Consider the following 15,267-nt stretch of genomic DNA (forward strand, 5'->3'; position numbering starts at 1 on the left):
ATCGCCTAACCGACGGCGCGACGGCAACTTCCCACCCGCCGATCATACAGAGGCAACGGAAGGGGGCAGTTCACCCAGGAAGACCCGTTAGGACTCGCCGGAGGGATGAACGCGTATGGGTTTGCGAATGGGGATCCTGTGGATTTTAGCGATCCGTTTGGGCTCTTCTGCTGCACCGAGGAAGAACAGCGTAAGATCTTTCTTGGCGTGGCGCGGGAAACCGCGCCCCTCGTCAAGCTAGAGCCTGCGATGCTCGCGGTTGCAAACCTACCAACGTTTGGTTTGTCAGAAGCTGCTCCTGGAACGCTGGGGATCGGTCGCGCAGAGACGACTGTGAAAACAGTTACCGCGGGCGTTATTCTCTACTGGGTCGTAAGCGAGGGCTCACGGGTACTATTCCCCCCGCGCAATCTTATACCAGTTCCTTGACCGACTCATCATTTATGCGCGCGCTGCGACCTCAAGAAGCCTCAGCATGGTGCATTGAGCGAGCCGTCTCGGTCAGATCGCATAGCCGACCGTGTCTGAGCTTCGGGCGGCAGGAGCACTACTGTGCTCAGATGCTGCTCCCACACGACGCCCCCCGCTTGGTGTCTCTTGGGCAGGCGATGCTGACGACCTTCATTGGGGACGATGACCGACGAAAATTTGATGGGAGCATGTTGTGGATTACGCGTTGGGACATCTGGAGCGAGAGCATTGAGCAAGTGGGCTATTCGCTAGTCGAGAATACACGGCGGGCGAATCTCGTGACGTCAGCGCTTGCAGATGCTCCAGCTACGCTCTTCGAGCCGGACGAAGAGTTAGCCGCTCGAGTCGCGCTGGTATTGCCGCTGGTCTTTCAATGGGATGCGTACGTAATACCGTCCTCGGGCCGCCATTTCTTTTTCTCATCGCACGACGGAGTGTTGTACGCAGTCGTTCGCAATCGACTCGACTTGAAGCAGATGATCTCACGCTTCAGCAGCTTCACTCCGACTGAGCGTTGCCCGCCGTCCCTGGCGCCTTCTTGACGATCCGCACAAATGTCTCGTCGCTGGCCAACACAGACGCGCGGCGTGGGCGGCGACTCGATCGCCTCCGGCGCCGCGGGCCGCGTGAGCCGCATCCAGGATGTGTGACGCAGAACTGGTTCCGGTACTACATCGATAAGTTCGGCCGGCCTCACACCGTGACCAAGCCCAACGGCGCGGAGCTCATCAGCACGTACGACGTCTCGCCCCCCCCCCCCGCGTCGGGCCTAACGGCCCGTGCATAACGAAATTATGCAAATCTCAGTCGCGGGCAACAGCCAGCGCTCGGCGCGCGCCGCACTGAGTCCCCTCGCCCCGCTCGCGTCCGCAATCGCGTCCGACGCGTCCTCGGCATGGTGTACTTCATTGCGCAGGGGCCGACGTACGAGTGTCGACGTCCCAAAGTGCACCGCTGGGCCTCGACACCAAAAGTATGATGGACACTCCGACAGCCTAACCGCCTAACCGACGACGCGACGCCAGCTTCCAACTCGCCGGTCAGACGGAGGCGGTGGAAGGGGTCAGTTCACACAAGAAGACCCATTGGGACTTGCGGGAGGGATGAACGCATACGGCTTTGCGAATGGGGACCCAGTCAATTTCAGCGATCCCTTTGGCCTGACGTGTTTGGTTCGAGGCAATTGCACACAGTCTGATGGACCGGCTCCGGAGGCGCCTCAAGAACCTGGGCTGGAACACGATGAGCTGGGAACGGATTTAGCGGCGGCCGGTTTTGCCTACGTTTTGATGACCGGGCGTGGACTGGTCTCGATGGCAAAGGGCCTATTTTCCAGTGGCGCGCCAAGCACAGAGCAAGCGGCTCAAGTTGGAGTTGGGACCAAGGTTTATCGTGTCTACGGCGGAAAGGCGACGCAACTTGGCAGGTCCTGGACGACGGTCGATCCCAATGCGACTCCGGACTACGCTGCTCACGCAGGGTTGCCAGCCGAGAATTCGAGGACGAGCGTTGTCACCGGCGTCATCACTGACATGACGGACGTAAGCGTCACAAAAGCGGCGCCGGGCGCGAGTGGCCCTGGCGGTATAACGGAAGTAGTCATACCAAACGCCGCCAAGCAACTGAAAGTGACGAGCGTCGACCCATTTCACGAGTAAAGTGCAAATTGCACAAAAGGACACTCAGCAATCGGCATGCTATGCGCAATCCTACGCAGCGGAACGAGGCACGAATTGAGTTCCTAGGTGAGCAGGACGGAGTCCCCGAACGTGAACTCAAAATCGCTTTGGAATCCGCACTCGCAGACTTCCGGGACGTCGAGCGAGCATACTTAGCCCGTATCGGCTTTGGACCTAATCAAAGAACCGGTATCGCGCTTTGTTTGGCACCACCGTCAAAACAGGCCGCCCTCATTGTGCGACGTGTCGCCGAAGTGTTTTCAAACCTGTTTTCGCGCGACGCACACTTGGATGTGATCTTCGTTTCCGATGAGCAGGAACTTGATCTCCGCCGAGTCTGCACTCCTTTTTTTCGGCGGGTTTGTGAGACGTAGTGCGGGAAGCGCGGCGATCGCCCTGGCGTGACGTGGACCGGTACGCTCGCGGCCGATCTCTTCGAGCGCTGAGCGCCACGCCCGTCCGACGCGGCACCTCGGCACGGTGCACATCGCGCGTGCGCGGGACACCGACTCGCGCGCGGGAATGTCCCAAAAGTGCACCGCTGGGCCTCGACACCTCACGAACGATGAAAATCGGACGGCCTAACCGCCTAACCGATTACGAAACGGTAATTTCCCAACCGCGAATCATACGCAGACGACGGAAGGGATCACTTCACGCAGGAAGACCCCATTGGGCTCGATGGCGGCATGAATCTGTATGGGTTTGCGGAGGGCGACCCGGTGAACTTCGCGGACCCGTTTGGCCTGAAAGTCTGCTTCCAAGGTTCGGGAGCTGAGATTTCTGATCTCAAGAAGACAACCGAGTCCGCAACGAACACCACGTTCTCGCTGGACAAGAAGAACTGCGTTGATCCGGCGAGTGTGCGGTCAGGAGGAGACAAGCGCTTCGACGCATTGCGGGCTGGCTTCAGTGACCTGGTTGGTTCGGACGCTACTTTCAGCGTTGCGTTCGGTGCGGAGGCGGAGTCGCCACAGTACAGTCCCTATAAGATCAGCATCTTTAGAGATGCCGATGCCTTGGCATACTCCACCGGTGCATGGGGTAAGTGCGATGGTGGTCGAGCGGCGTTTAGCTTCCCTCAAGTGATGGCTCACGAGCTCAATCACCATTTCCCTGTCGCTCGTGGAGGGAAAATGACGAGCGGCACGCGTGGAGAGAACGACGCCGTAAGGAAGGGGGATAACATCTACAACGCCGCGAGTGGAAGGCCATTAAGATGCCGTTATTAGACTATTCGAAGTGCCGTCAGGGTCGAGGTGGCAGAAACCGACTCGGGCGTGGCATCGGCGCTTGGCTGGCCGTCCTTGTCCTTGTCCAATCGAGCGCGTGCGCCAAGGCTGAGCAACGTCACGACGAATCGCAGGCCAGCGTGCGAGAAACAGTACGATGCCCGCAGTATGAAAGTTCGACGCGCGATTGGCACACCACTCCGACGGCGGATGGTTCGCTGGTTTTGCTGCTACCTCCCGACTATCAGATAGTACAGACAGATTCTGGGCAGATGTGGGCCAGCCAAGTCGCGAGTATCAGTTATCGGCGTGGTGCCGAACAGACTCCGGACACCACGTCGGCTAATCCGGAGGCGCACCTATGTTCTGAGTCGCTTGGCGACGGAGCACGACTGCGGTATTACCACGCTCGAGCTGCAACAGGTGAGGGGCATTATCTCCAAGCATATTTCAAGCTGGCCAACGGAACTGCCCTTCGTCTGATCGGTTTTTCGCAGGACTCAGCCGATGGCACAGTGCTCCTTGCGATCGCGCGAGCTGCGCGAGTAAGCACTCGATAACCTTCGTCGCAGATAATAGCGGCCCGGCCGGAGCGATCTGGCCGGGCTTTCTCTTTATCCGCTGAGGACGGCGCGGTAGCGCTGGTAGAAGTCGCGCGCGATGGTCGCGAGATCGCCGTGCGCCAGCTCGTCGTCGGTGAGGTCGCGCGTGATCCACGCGTCCCCGCCCGCGCGCACGAGGCGCGCGCACTAACTCTTCGACACCCGCAACACATACGCCCCGCTCGGCACCGCGATCGGCGTCAACGCCCGGGCCGAGCAGACCCCGAACTACTTTTTATATAGCTGAGCTCGCCGACCCCGTCCGGGGTGCCCTCGGAAGCAGGGTTGACCTGGCTGTGAAACAGTTATACTGTGACATATGAAGAATATCACAGTTTCCGTGGACGCCGACCTCTATCACCGCGCGCGTGTCCGCGCCGCCCAGAAGCACAGCACCATTTCCGCGCTCGTCCGTGAGTTCCTCATCCATCTCGTCGAAGAGGAGCCCGAGTTCGAGCGCCTCCGCCGCGAGCAGCACGAAATCATCGCGCGCATTCGAGCATCGAAGCCCGGGTTCTCGGCGTCCAAGCGCCTCTCCCGCGACGACGTCCACAAGCGCCGTGCGGTTCGTTGATACGAATGTCCTGCTCTACGCGGTAAGCTCCGCGAAGGCGGATCGCGCCAAGGCGGAGCGCGCCGCTACGCTCCTCGACGAGCCAGACCTCGCGCTGTCGGTGCAGGTCCTGCAAGAGTTCTACGTCCAGGCGACGCGGACTGGTGCGACCGCGGCATTGTCCCATGAGTCCGCCGTCGCGTTCATCGCGACGCTGTTGCGCTTCCCGGTCGAGGAGCTCACCGTGCCGCTGCTGCGCGCGGCCCTCGCAACGCGAGCACGCTGGCGAATCAGCTACTGGGATGCCGCCATCGTGGAGGCGGCGCGGATCGCTGGCTGCGACACGATCTGCACAGAAGACCTGCAGCATGGTCAGGACTTCGACGGCGTGCGCGTGGTCAATCCATTTGTCTAAGCAGCGCTCCGCTTTCCTGCGGGTAATCCCTCGCCTACTGCCCGCAGATGAGCCGAACGCGCTCCTTGTGCGTTCCGTCCGCCGGCACCGCAATCCGCGCCCGATAATCCGCGCAGTAACTCTTCGACACCAGCAGCACATACGCCCCGCTCGGCACCACGATCGGCGTCGCCTGCGGAATCGCCCCGTCCGCCACGCTCGCCCCATCGACAGTCGACAGGTCCCACCGCGCCCCGTTAGGCTCGGCGTCCACCGACACCGTCCCGCACGGATGCGGCGCCAGCTTCACCCGCACCTCGCCGTGGTCCGGCACCTGCGCGATCGCGCTGTCCGTCGCGCCCGCGCACCCCGCAATCGTGTGCACGACAGCCACCACCCGATGGTCGCCGGCCGCGAACCGGGTCCCGCTCCAGTTGCCATGCCCAACGACCTTCCCATCCACCCGCACCTGCGCGTCGTTAGGCGCGACGATGCGCAGAACGGGCGGCGGGGCAGGGGCGGCCGGAGGCGGCGCCTGCGGCACGATCGCCGATGCCGACTCCACATGGGTCGCGGGCTGCGTCACCGGCGCCGACGCAACGGTCGAATCGGACACATGCGCCACCGGCGGCGCCACGGCGTGCGCCGCCTCGGCCTTGCCCCGGCTCAACGCCAACGCCGAGATGACCGCCACCGCGCCTAACGCACCGGCGGCCGCCACCCAGCGGGGCCGCCTCGCCCACCGCCGCCACCAGTCGGTCACGATCTCGACACCGGTCTGCATCGCCACGCCGGCCACGGGCGTCGGAATCATGACCGTCGCTTCCGTGTCGGGCGTCGACGCCCTGCCTAACAATTGGATGAGCTCGGCGTGCAGGGCATCGCCCGTCGGATAGCGCGCGGCGGGATCCTTCTCCAGACACTTGAGGATCACGCGCTCGACCCCCCGCGACAGGGCAGGGTTGAACGACCGCGGCTTGGGCGGCAGATCCTCCACGTGCTGGCGCGCGATCTCGTACCAGTCCTCGCCCTGGAACGGCAGCACGCCCGTCCCGGCCCGGAACAACGTCACGCCTAACGAATAGATGTCGCCGCGGCCGTCGAGCGCCAGGCCGCGCGCCTGCTCGGGCGAGAAATAGTGCGGCGTCCCCACCACCATGTTCGTCCCGGTCTGCTCGATGTAGCCCGTCACCGCGCGCGCGATGCCGAAGTCGGCCACCACCGCGTTGCCGTGCTCGTCGAACAGAATGTTGTCCGTCTTGATGTCGCGGTGAATCACCCCCTCGCGATGCGCGAACCCCAACGCAGCGGACACATCCATGCCCAACCGGATGAGCAGCGTCTCGGGCAAGGTGCCCATGATCTTGAGCCGCTGGTCGAGGCTGGTGGGCAGAAAATCCATCACGAAAAAGACGGCGTCGGCCTCGCGACCCACCGCCAGAATCCGGATGATGTTCGGATGCCTGAGCTTCGCCGCCGTCGACGCCTCGCGCCGAAACCGGCTCTCGAAGGTCTCGTCCCCCGCGTACTGGGGCTTCAACACCTTGATGGCAACGGGAATCTCGAGCTCGGGATCGTATCCGCGGTATACCCACGCGAAACCACCCGACCCGACGACCTCGTCGATGCGGAAGCGACCCAGCTGCTTGCCGACGTAGCGCTCAGGCACGACGCTCAAGCCTTTACAGAGAAGTCGACCGCAACTAAATTACTGTGCTTCAACGAATTCGGCCAACGAGAGAGTAACGCGTCGGGGGAATATACATAATGGCGTTTGTCAAAGCTCCGGTCATTGAAAAGTACCGCGCACACGAGACGGATAGCGGGTCGTCAAAGCTACAGGTAGCGCTCCTCACCGAGCGGATCAACTACCTCACCGACCATTTCCGCATCCACCAGAAAGACAACCACTCTCGGCGTGGTCTGCTCAAGATGGTCGGGCGTCGTCGCAGAATCCTCGACTACATGAAGCGGACGGACCTTCAAGGGTATCGCCAGCTCATCACCGAGCTTGGACTGCGTCACTAAATCACCGGCTTACGACTTCCGCGCGGGCGCCACATTCCTGGTCCCCGCGCGTTTTGTGTTCCCGCTACGAGTACAACCATGATGCAACGACTAGAAAAAGAATTCGCCGGCCGCAAGCTGGTGATCGAGACCGGCCGGATGGCCAAACAAGCCGCCGGGTCCGCCCTCGTCCAGTACGGCGAAACGATGGTGCTGGCGGCAGTCACCGTCAGCGACAGCCTGAGCCCCCTGCCGTTCTTCCCGCTTACCGTCGAATACAAAGAGCGCACCTATGCCGCCGGGAAAATTCCCGGCGGATTCATCAAGCGCGAGGGGCGCCCGCACGACGAAGAAATTCTCTCCGCGCGCATCATCGATCGCTCCATTCGCCCGCTTTTCCCGGAAGGCTTCAAGAACGAAGTGCAGGTGTTCATCTACGTTATCTCCGCCGACCAGGAGAATGACGCCGACGTGCTGGCACTGCTCGCGACCTCGTTCGCGCTCAACGCGTCCCGCATCCCGTTCCTCGGCCCCATCGCCGGCGTCCGGTTAGGCCGCCTCCAGGACAAGTGGGTGGTCAACCCCACCTTCCAGCAGCTCGCGTTCAGCGACATGGACGTCATCGTCGCCGGCTCCAAGGACTCCATCGTCATGGTGGAAGGCGGCGCGCTCGAAGTCTCCGAAGAAGACGTCATCGAAGGGTTAGGCATCGCGCACCGCGCCATCCAGGAGCTCATCGGCTTCCAGAAGGAGCTGCTCGCCAAAGTCAAAGTCGAGAAGATGCAGTGGACCCGCGCCGACCATCCGGAAGAGCTCCAGGCCCGCGTCAAGGATCTGGCCGAAGGCCGGATCGGTGAAGCGATCAATCGCAAGGACAAGCACGAGCGCATCGACGCCATCGAGCTCGTCAAGCGCGAAGTGATCGCCGCGGTCACCACCGACTTCCCGGACAACGCCCGCGACATCGCCGACCTCGTTGGCGACGTCGAATACCGCGCGCTCCGCTCGCAAGTGCTCGAACGCGGCGAGCGCGTGGACGGCCGCAAAGCCAACGAAGTCCGTCCGATCACCATCCAGACGGGCATCCTCCCGCGCGCCCACGGCTCGGCGCTGTTCACGCGCGGCCAGACGCAGGCCCTCGTCGTCGCTACGTTAGGCACCGCCAACGATGTCCAGCGCCTCGACTCGATCGACGATCCGGCCGAGACGACCAAGACGTTCATGCTGCACTACAACTTCCCGCCGTTCTCGACCGGCGAGGTGCGGCCGATGCGCGGCACGAGCCGCCGCGAAATCGGCCACGGCAACCTGGCCGAGCGTGCGCTGCAGCCCCTGTTGCCCGACTTCGAGAAGTTCCCGTACACCATTCGCGTCGTATCCGACGTCCTCGAGTCCAACGGATCGTCGTCCATGGCGAGCGTGTGCGGCGGATCGCTCGCGCTGTTCGATGCCGGCGTGCCGTACCAGGCGCCCGTGGCAGGCGTCGCCATGGGCCTCATCAAGGAAGGCGATCGCTACGCCATCCTAACGGACATACTCGGCACCGAGGACCATTTAGGCGACATGGACTTCAAGGTGGCGGGTACGGAAACCGGCATCACGTCCATCCAGATGGACATCAAGATCGAAGGCCTCGATCTCAAGATCATGCGCGAAGCGCTCGCCCGCGCGCGTGAGGGACGGCTGCACATCTTAGGCGAGATGAACAAGGTGCTCGCCCAACCGCGGCCCGATCTCTCGCCGTATGCGCCGCGCATCGTCACCCTGATGATCAACCCGGAGAAGATCGGCGACCTCATCGGACCCAAGGGCAAAACGATCCGCGGGATCCAGGACGAGACGGGCGCCGAGATCACGGTGGAGGACACAGGCCTGGTCACGATCGCCGCCGTGGGCGGCGAGGCAATGGAGAAAGCGCGCTCGCTGGTGCAGGCGCTCACCAAGGAGCCCGAGATCGGCGCCACCTACGACGCCGTGGTCAAGAGCACCACGCCGTTCGGTGCCTTCGTCGAGATTCTGCCGGGCACGGAAGGCCTGGTGCACATCTCCGAGCTCCAGCACGGCCGCACCGAGAAAACCGAAGATGTGGTCAAGAAGGGCGACACCGTCCGCGTGAAGCTCATCGATAAGGATGAACGCGGACGCTTGCGTCTTTCGATGAAGGCGCTCATTCCGAAGCCGGAAGGGACGCCCGACCAGCCCAACGAAGGCCGCGGCGAGCGGCAGCGCAGCGAACGTCCGCAGGGTGGCGGCGATCGCGAACCCGCGGCCGCCGGCGCGGGCGGCGGAGAGGCGGAGCCCCACAACGGCGGCGACGCCGCCGAATCGCACGGACGCCCGCGCTCGCGTCGCGGAGGTCGCTCGCGGCGGTGAGCCCGGTTAGGCGAAAGCCCGACACCGGGCTGCGCCGCACCACGCTGCCCAACGGACTGACCGTGCTCTCGGAGTACATGCCGGGAGTGCGGTCGGTCAGTTTCGGAGCCTGGGTGCGCGCGGCATCGGTCCACGAGCCGCGCGACCGCATGGGCGTCTCGCACCTGCTCGAGCACATGGTCTTCAAAGGCACGCGCTCCCGCTCGGCCCGCGAGATCGCGCTGTCGCTCGAAGTGTTAGGCGGATCGCTCGACGCCTACACCGCACGCGAGCACACGTCGTACCAGGCGCGCGTGCTGGATGAACACCTGCCGCAGGCGGCCGACGTCATCGGCGACCTCGTGTTCCAGCCGCTGTTGCGCGCCGAAGACCTGCGTCTCGAGCGCAAAGTCGTCCTCGAGGAAATCGGCATGGTCGAAGACACGCCCGATGACCTCGTGTTCGAACTGCACAACGAAGCGATGTGGGGCTCGCACCCGTATGGCTATTCGATCCTCGGCACGCGCGAAACGGTGAGCTCGCTCGGCGTCCGCGAGCTGCGCGAGTTGCATTCGCGCGCGTACCACCCGCCGCAGGTCGTCGTGGCCGCGGCCGGCAACGTGGATCACGATCGGCTGCTCGAGATTCTCGAGCAAACCGGTTGGGGCGCCGTCGCGCGCGGGGATGCGGCGCCGCTCGAAACACCGGCACTCGTCGCGGCGCCGCCGTCGGAGCGTCACGTGCCGCGCGAAGGTGCGCAAACGCACATCGTATTCGGTTCACCGACCGTGGCGCACAGCGATCCGCGCCGATACGCCGTCGTGCTCGTGGACACGGTCCTCGGCGGCGGGATGAGCTCGCGGCTTTTCCAGCGTGTGCGGGAAGAACTCGGTCTCGCGTACTCGGTCTATTCATTCCAGAACTTTCATCCCGAGACGGGCTCGCACGGCGTTTATGTGGGCACCGCGCCCGAGACGGCGGTCGAGGCGCGCGCCGCGATCTTCGACGAGCTGGCGCGCCTTACCGCCGACAGCCTCACGCCCGGGGAAATTGCGGAAGGGAAGAGCCAGCTCAAGGGACAAGTCACCCTGTCGCTGGAAAGCCCGTCGTCCCGGATGTATCGTGCTGCCGGCGTCGCGCTGTACGACGAGCCGTTTCGCTCGCTCGACGACGTTCTGGCCCTGATCGATGCGATCACGCCCGAGTCGGTGGCCGAGGTGTCGCGAGCGTACTTCGATCCGGACCGACAAACCGTGCTGGCGTTGGGCGACGGCGACTGGTAGCATCCGCCGGCGGCCAATCCGCCTTTCACTTTCCGACAACCTGTACACCACCATTTCGAGCCATGCTCATCGGCGTTCCGAAAGAGATCAAAACGAACGAAAACCGCGTCGCGCTGGTGCCGGCGGGTGCGGAGTCCCTGGTCGCCAGCGGTCACACGGTGCTCGTCGAGAAATCGGCGGGTGAAGGCAGCGGGTTCGCGGACGATCTGTACGTGAAGGCGGGCGCGACGATCGCGCCGGGCGCCGACGCGGTCTGGAAGCAGGCCGACATGATCATGAAGGTGAAGGAGCCGATCGAGGTGGAGTGGAAGCGGATGCGGAAGGGGCAGACCATCTTCACGTACTTCCATTTCGCGGCGGACGAGCGGTTGACGCGCGCGCACATGCAGAGCGGCGCGACGTGCATCGCGTACGAGACGGTGCAGTTGCCTAACGGGGAGCTGCCGCTCCTGACGCCGATGTCGGAGGTGGCGGGCCGCATGGCGGTGCAGGAGGGTGCGCGCTACCTGGAGAAGCTGCACGGCGGCCGCGGCGTTCTGTTAGGCGGTGTGCCCGGCGTGCCGCCGGGCAAGGTCGTGATCCTGGGCGGCGGCGTGGTGGGCACGCACGCGGCCAAGATGGCGGCCGGGTTGGGCGCCAAGGTCACGATCCTCGACATCTCGCTCGAGCGGCTCCGCTATCTCTCCGATGTGATGCCGGCCAACGTGACGCTGGTGTACTCCAACCGCCACACGATCCTCGAGCAGATCGCGACGGCGGATCTCGTGGTGGGCGCGGTGCTCGTGACGGGCGCCAAGGCGCCGAGGCTCGTGCGCAAGGAAGACCTGAAGATCATGCAGCCCGGCTCGGTGATCGTGGATGTGGCGATCGACCAGGGCGGCTCGGTGGAGACGATTCACGCGACGACGCACGAGAATCCGGTGTACGTGGTGGATGGCGTGATCCACTACGGCGTGGCGAACATGCCGGGCGGCGTGCCGCGCACGTCGACGCTGGCGCTGACCAACGCGACGTTCCCGTACGCGCTGCAGCTGGCGAACAAGGGGTGGAAGCGCGCGCTGTGCGAGAACGCGTCGTTGGCCAAGGGGCTCAACGTGGTGGACGGCAAGGTCGTCTATCCGGCGGTGGCCGAAGCCTTCGGCCTGGACTACACGCCGGTGGAACGCGCGTTGGCGTGACGCCGCCGTGCATCCTGTGCTACCACAAGGTCGACCGGCGCGTTGAGTTCGGCGTCACGCGCCTGTCGCCCCGGCGGTTCGCTCGGCAAATGGAGCGGCTCGCGCGCACGGGATACACCACCCTCACGCTCGCCGAGCTCCGTGCGTGCCTAACGGGCGTCCGGCGGCCCGCGCGCACCGAGATCGCGATCACGTTCGACGACGGCTATCGGGCACTGCGCGACCACGCGTTCCCGGTGCTCGCCGCGCACGGCTTCACCGCGATCTGTTTCGTCGTCACGGACTATGCGGGGAAGCTCAACCGCTGGGACGTGGCGTACGGCGGCCGCCGATTCGCGCACCTCGCGTGGCGCGACATGCGGCGCTGGCAATCACGCGGCATCGAGTTCGGGTCGCATACTGCGACGCACCCGCGTCTCACGTGGCTCGACGAACGCGAGGTGACGCGCGAGCTCGCGCAATCCCGCGGCGACCTGCGCGCGGCACTCGATGTTGACCCGTACGCTCTGAGCTGGCCGTTCGGCGCGCACGCCCAACGCGAGCGTGCGATTGCCCAACGCGAGGGCTACGAGCTCGCGTTCACGATCGGCGGCGCACGGAGCTGCACCGGCGACCTGTTCGCGGTCCCCCGACACCCGGTCTATATGTGGTCGCCGCCGATGCCCGGCGTCGGGCATCTTCGGCGCGCCGACGCACTCGCGGGCACCCTCGCCAATCGGTGCGCGATTGGTACGTCGATTATTCGGCGCCGCAGCGGAGCAGACGCGGTGCGCAGTCGCCTGCGGGAGGTAGCACCAGCTGTAGAGTAGCCCGCCCGCCACTTCGCGCAAATCCCTGCCCGGTTCTGTAACGCACGGACACGACCAGCCGACGCCTAAACGAAGTACTTGGCCACGACGGGAAACAGCGCCGGGTGCCTCACGAGGGCGCGCGCGAAAATCTTGCCTAGGGTGCGGCGCCTTTCCGGAATTCGATTCACCGACCGTGCCAGCTTGTCGAAGAACACGTCGTCGAACCGCGCCAGAGCTTCCTTGATCCGATAGAAGCGCACGTGGTCGTCGCCTAACAGACGCATCCAGTCGGCGTGGTACTTTGCGAGGCGCGCAGCGCTCGTGTCGCCCGCGTGCAGCGCCGCGTTGGCAACGTGCGCCGCCAGTCGGCCGGCCTTCATCGCGTTTACGATCCCGCCGCCCGACAACGGATTGATCATGTGCGCCGCGTCGCCGCAGAGAATCATCGCGTCGGTCACCGTGCGCGCGAGCGTCGGCGATACGATCACCCCACCCACCGTGTAGCCCGTGCGCACACCCGTGGGGAAATAGGACTCGAGATATCGATCGAGATACGCGCGCGCGCTCCGCCCGCGCTCGCCGCGCAGGGCGACGATCCCGAGTCCGACGTTCGCCACGCCGACGCCCTTCGGAAACACCCACGCGTAGCCGCCGGGTGCGATATCGTGGCCAAAGTGCAGGTAGATCGCGTCCGGATCGAACGCGATCCCGCCCACCACGTACTGCGCGCAGCTCTCCATGTCGCGGGCCGGCACGCGCGTGTCGAGACCCGCCCAGCGCCCGACCATACTCTCCACGCCGTCGGCCGCGATCACGAGGTGCGCGTCTACGCTGCCGGAGCCCGAGGGACCCCGAGTCGCCACGCGCCAACCACCCTCGGTGCGGGTGACACCCGTCGCCTCGGTCGCGATCACGACCTCGGCGCCGAGCCGGCCTGCTTGCTCGGCGATCGCCGGCTCCAGGCGCGACCGGTCGAGCACGTAGCCCACGTCGCCCTCGGCCACGCGCACCTGGGTGCCGTCCGGCGCGACGAATACCACCCGCGTGATGCGTCGCGACACCCACGGCGCGTCCCGTGGGTCCATGAACTCGGCGATGCCGCCGTGGCCAACGCCCTCGCCGCAGCGGATCGGCGCGCCGACCGCGCGGTCGCGCTCGAGCACCATCACGTCGAGGTCCGGCGCAGCGGCAGCAAGGTCGCGGGCGGCAATCAAGCCAGCCGGTCCTGCGCCCACGACGAGTACGTCGCAGCGACGAGAGCTCACGCGGGTGCGCCGTTCATAGTCGGCACCGCTTCTCGCGAGATCATCGCGAGCGCGCCCACCGGACAGGGCGCGATGCACTTGCGACACCCAGTGCAGATTGAATCGTCAATATGGAGCCCGTCCCGACGGAGCATGATCGCGGCGGGCGGGCAGAGCGGCAAACAGAGTCCGCACGCATCGCAGACCGACGGATCGACGATCGCGACTTCGGCGGCGCGGTGGGGAGCGGGAGACGACGACGATGGGGCACGAGTTGGAGGGATGCCGCTCATGCGCGCGAGCTTATCGACATACGCTAGGTACTGTCAAGCCAACACCTTGCTGCAATTTGTCTGCGCGACTAGTTTAACCGCGACCGTGCAAGCTCCCACCTGCTGCTCACCGCGTTCCGCCAGGAACGCTAGCCTGGTTTTCTGATGCGCTGGCCCCTCTTCAAGGCGGGATCCCTTTTTCCCGCAAACGCGATCGCCGTCGACCTCGGTACGGCGAACACCCTCATCTACGTGAAGGGCGAGGGGATCGTGCTCAACGAACCCTCGGTGGTCGCGATCGATCGCGCCTCGGGCAAGATCAAAGGCGTGGGACTCGAGGCCAAGCGCATGTTAGGCAGGACGCCCGATGGCGTCCAGGCCGTGCGTCCGATGAAGGACGGCGTCATCGCCGACTTCGACGTGACGGAAAAGATGCTCCGCTATTTCCTCACGCTCATCATCGACAACCACGTGTTCAAGGTGAAGCCGCGCGTCATCGTGTGCGTGCCGAGCGGCATCACCGAAGTGGAGAAGCGCGCGGTGCGCGACTCCGCGTTAGGCGCGGGCGCCAAAGAAGTCTTCATGGTGGCCGAGCCCATGGCGGCGGCCATCGGCGTCGGGCTGCCGGTCGAAACGCCCACCGGCAACATGGTGATCGACATCGGCGGCGGCACCACCGAAATCGCGGTCATCGCGCTCTCCGGCATCGTGAGCGACACGTCCATCCGCACCGGCGGCGACGAGCTCGACACGGCCATCGTGCAGTTCATGCGCAAGAACTACAACCTCCTCATCGGCGAGCCCACGGCCGAGCAGATCAAGATCCAGATTGGGTCGGCGGCGCCGGTGGGTGAAGAGCGCGAGATGGAAGTGAAGGGACGCGACCTGGTGTCGGGCATCCCGAAAACCGTACGCGTCCACTCGAGCGAGATCCGCGAAGCGATCCAGGAGCCCATCCAGCAGATCGTCGACGCGGTGCGCCGCGCCCTCGAGATTACCCCGCCCGAGCTGGCGAGTGACATTGTGGACCGCGGAATCGTGATGACGGGCGGCGGCGCGCTCATCCGCGGCCTGGATCTGCTCCTCAGCCAAGAGACCAACTTGCCGATTCACGTGGACGAAGATCCGCTCACCTGCGTGGTGCGGGGAACCGGCCGGATCCTGGACGACGAGGACAAGTACTGGTCTGTTCTCCAGTCGTGATGGCGC

Annotated in this window: 12 protein-coding genes and 1 pseudogene; 10 read left to right on the forward strand and 3 right to left on the reverse strand. The window is 64.7% G+C overall.

Annotation, left to right across the window (positions count from 1 at the left end; all coding sequences use genetic code 11):
- The first annotated feature begins 1,117 nt into the window (after positions 1–1,117).
- Both VFW04_14640 and VFW04_14645 read left to right on the forward strand, forming a co-directional pair.
- Positions 1,118–1,258, forward strand: coding sequence for a hypothetical protein (locus tag VFW04_14640; protein ID HEX5180572.1), 141 nt, complete (start codon positions 1,118–1,120; stop codon positions 1,256–1,258).
- Between the two features lie 1,551 nt (positions 1,259–2,809).
- Positions 2,810–3,382: pseudogene (locus VFW04_14645) on the forward strand (hypothetical protein).
- A 614-nt stretch (positions 3,383–3,996) separates the two neighbouring features.
- On the opposite strand, the gene VFW04_14650 reads toward VFW04_14645, so the two are convergent.
- Positions 3,997–4,119 (reverse strand): hypothetical protein, encoded by a 123-nt coding sequence (locus VFW04_14650; protein HEX5180573.1) that lies wholly within the window; start codon positions 4,117–4,119, stop codon positions 3,997–3,999.
- A gap of 184 nt (positions 4,120–4,303) precedes the next feature.
- On the opposite strand from VFW04_14650, the gene VFW04_14655 reads away from it, so the two are divergent.
- Positions 4,304–4,558 carry a hypothetical protein gene (locus VFW04_14655; protein HEX5180574.1) on the forward strand — a complete coding sequence of 85 codons (255 nt, stop codon included), beginning with the start codon at positions 4,304–4,306 and terminating at the stop codon, positions 4,556–4,558.
- Complete coding sequence (locus VFW04_14660; protein ID HEX5180575.1) at positions 4,545–4,952, forward strand: PIN domain-containing protein; 408 nt, start codon at positions 4,545–4,547, stop codon at positions 4,950–4,952. The genes VFW04_14655 and VFW04_14660 overlap by 14 nt, the downstream gene beginning before the upstream one ends.
- A 34-nt stretch (positions 4,953–4,986) precedes the next feature.
- Here VFW04_14660 and VFW04_14665 read toward each other — a convergent pair whose 3' ends face one another.
- Positions 4,987–6,600 carry a serine/threonine-protein kinase gene (locus VFW04_14665; protein ID HEX5180576.1) on the reverse strand — a complete coding sequence of 538 codons (1,614 nt, stop codon included), beginning with the start codon at positions 6,598–6,600 and terminating at the stop codon, positions 4,987–4,989.
- Between the two features lie 98 nt (positions 6,601–6,698).
- On the opposite strand from VFW04_14665, the gene rpsO reads away from it, so the two are divergent.
- The 5 genes from rpsO (at position 6,699) to VFW04_14690 (ending at position 12,560) form a co-directional block, all read left to right on the forward strand.
- Positions 6,699–6,959, forward strand: coding sequence for a 30S ribosomal protein S15 (gene rpsO, locus VFW04_14670; GenBank protein HEX5180577.1), 261 nt, complete (start codon positions 6,699–6,701; stop codon positions 6,957–6,959).
- Positions 6,960–7,037: 78 nt separating this feature from the next.
- Entirely contained in the window at positions 7,038–9,311 is a 2,274-nt protein-coding gene (locus tag VFW04_14675) for a polyribonucleotide nucleotidyltransferase (protein ID HEX5180578.1), read from the forward strand.
- Complete coding sequence (locus tag VFW04_14680; protein HEX5180579.1) at positions 9,308–10,573, forward strand: pitrilysin family protein; 1,266 nt, start codon at positions 9,308–9,310, stop codon at positions 10,571–10,573. Before VFW04_14675 ends, VFW04_14680 begins: the two co-directional genes overlap by 4 nt.
- A gap of 62 nt (positions 10,574–10,635) precedes the next feature.
- Positions 10,636–11,751: an alanine dehydrogenase gene (ald, locus tag VFW04_14685; protein ID HEX5180580.1), complete on the forward strand. Its 1,116-nt coding sequence runs from the start codon at positions 10,636–10,638 to the stop codon at positions 11,749–11,751.
- Positions 11,748–12,560, forward strand: coding sequence for a polysaccharide deacetylase family protein (locus VFW04_14690; protein ID HEX5180581.1), 813 nt, complete (start codon positions 11,748–11,750; stop codon positions 12,558–12,560). The genes ald and VFW04_14690 overlap by 4 nt, the downstream gene beginning before the upstream one ends.
- Positions 12,561–12,625: 65 nt before the next feature.
- Here the strand turns inward: VFW04_14690 and VFW04_14695 are convergent, their stop codons facing one another.
- Positions 12,626–13,807, reverse strand: a complete 1,182-nt coding sequence (locus VFW04_14695) for an NAD(P)/FAD-dependent oxidoreductase (protein HEX5180582.1) — start codon at positions 13,805–13,807, stop codon at positions 12,626–12,628.
- Positions 13,808–14,223: 416 nt separating this feature from the next.
- On the opposite strand from VFW04_14695, the gene VFW04_14700 reads away from it, so the two are divergent.
- A complete protein-coding gene (locus VFW04_14700; protein HEX5180583.1) occupies positions 14,224–15,261 on the forward strand; it encodes a rod shape-determining protein in 1,038 nt (345 codons plus the stop codon).
- Positions 15,262–15,267: the final 6 nt, after the last annotated feature.

The organism is Gemmatimonadaceae bacterium (genome assembly GCA_036273715.1).
Classification (GTDB): domain Bacteria; phylum Gemmatimonadota; class Gemmatimonadetes; order Gemmatimonadales; family Gemmatimonadaceae; genus JADGGM01.

What these genes read in the sequence shown, in the direction of transcription:
- VFW04_14655 (HEX5180574.1), top strand. Translation starts at nt 4,304, where the DNA reads ATGAAGAATATCACAGTTTCCGTGGACGCCGACCTCTATCACCGCGCG.
- rpsO (HEX5180577.1), top strand. Translation starts at nt 6,699, where the DNA reads ATGGCGTTTGTCAAAGCTCCGGTCATTGAAAAGTACCGCGCACACGAG.
- VFW04_14675 (HEX5180578.1), top strand. Translation starts at nt 7,038, where the DNA reads ATGATGCAACGACTAGAAAAAGAATTCGCCGGCCGCAAGCTGGTGATC.
- ald (HEX5180580.1), top strand. Translation starts at nt 10,636, where the DNA reads ATGCTCATCGGCGTTCCGAAAGAGATCAAAACGAACGAAAACCGCGTC.
- VFW04_14700 (HEX5180583.1), top strand. Translation starts at nt 14,224, where the DNA reads ATGCGCTGGCCCCTCTTCAAGGCGGGATCCCTTTTTCCCGCAAACGCG.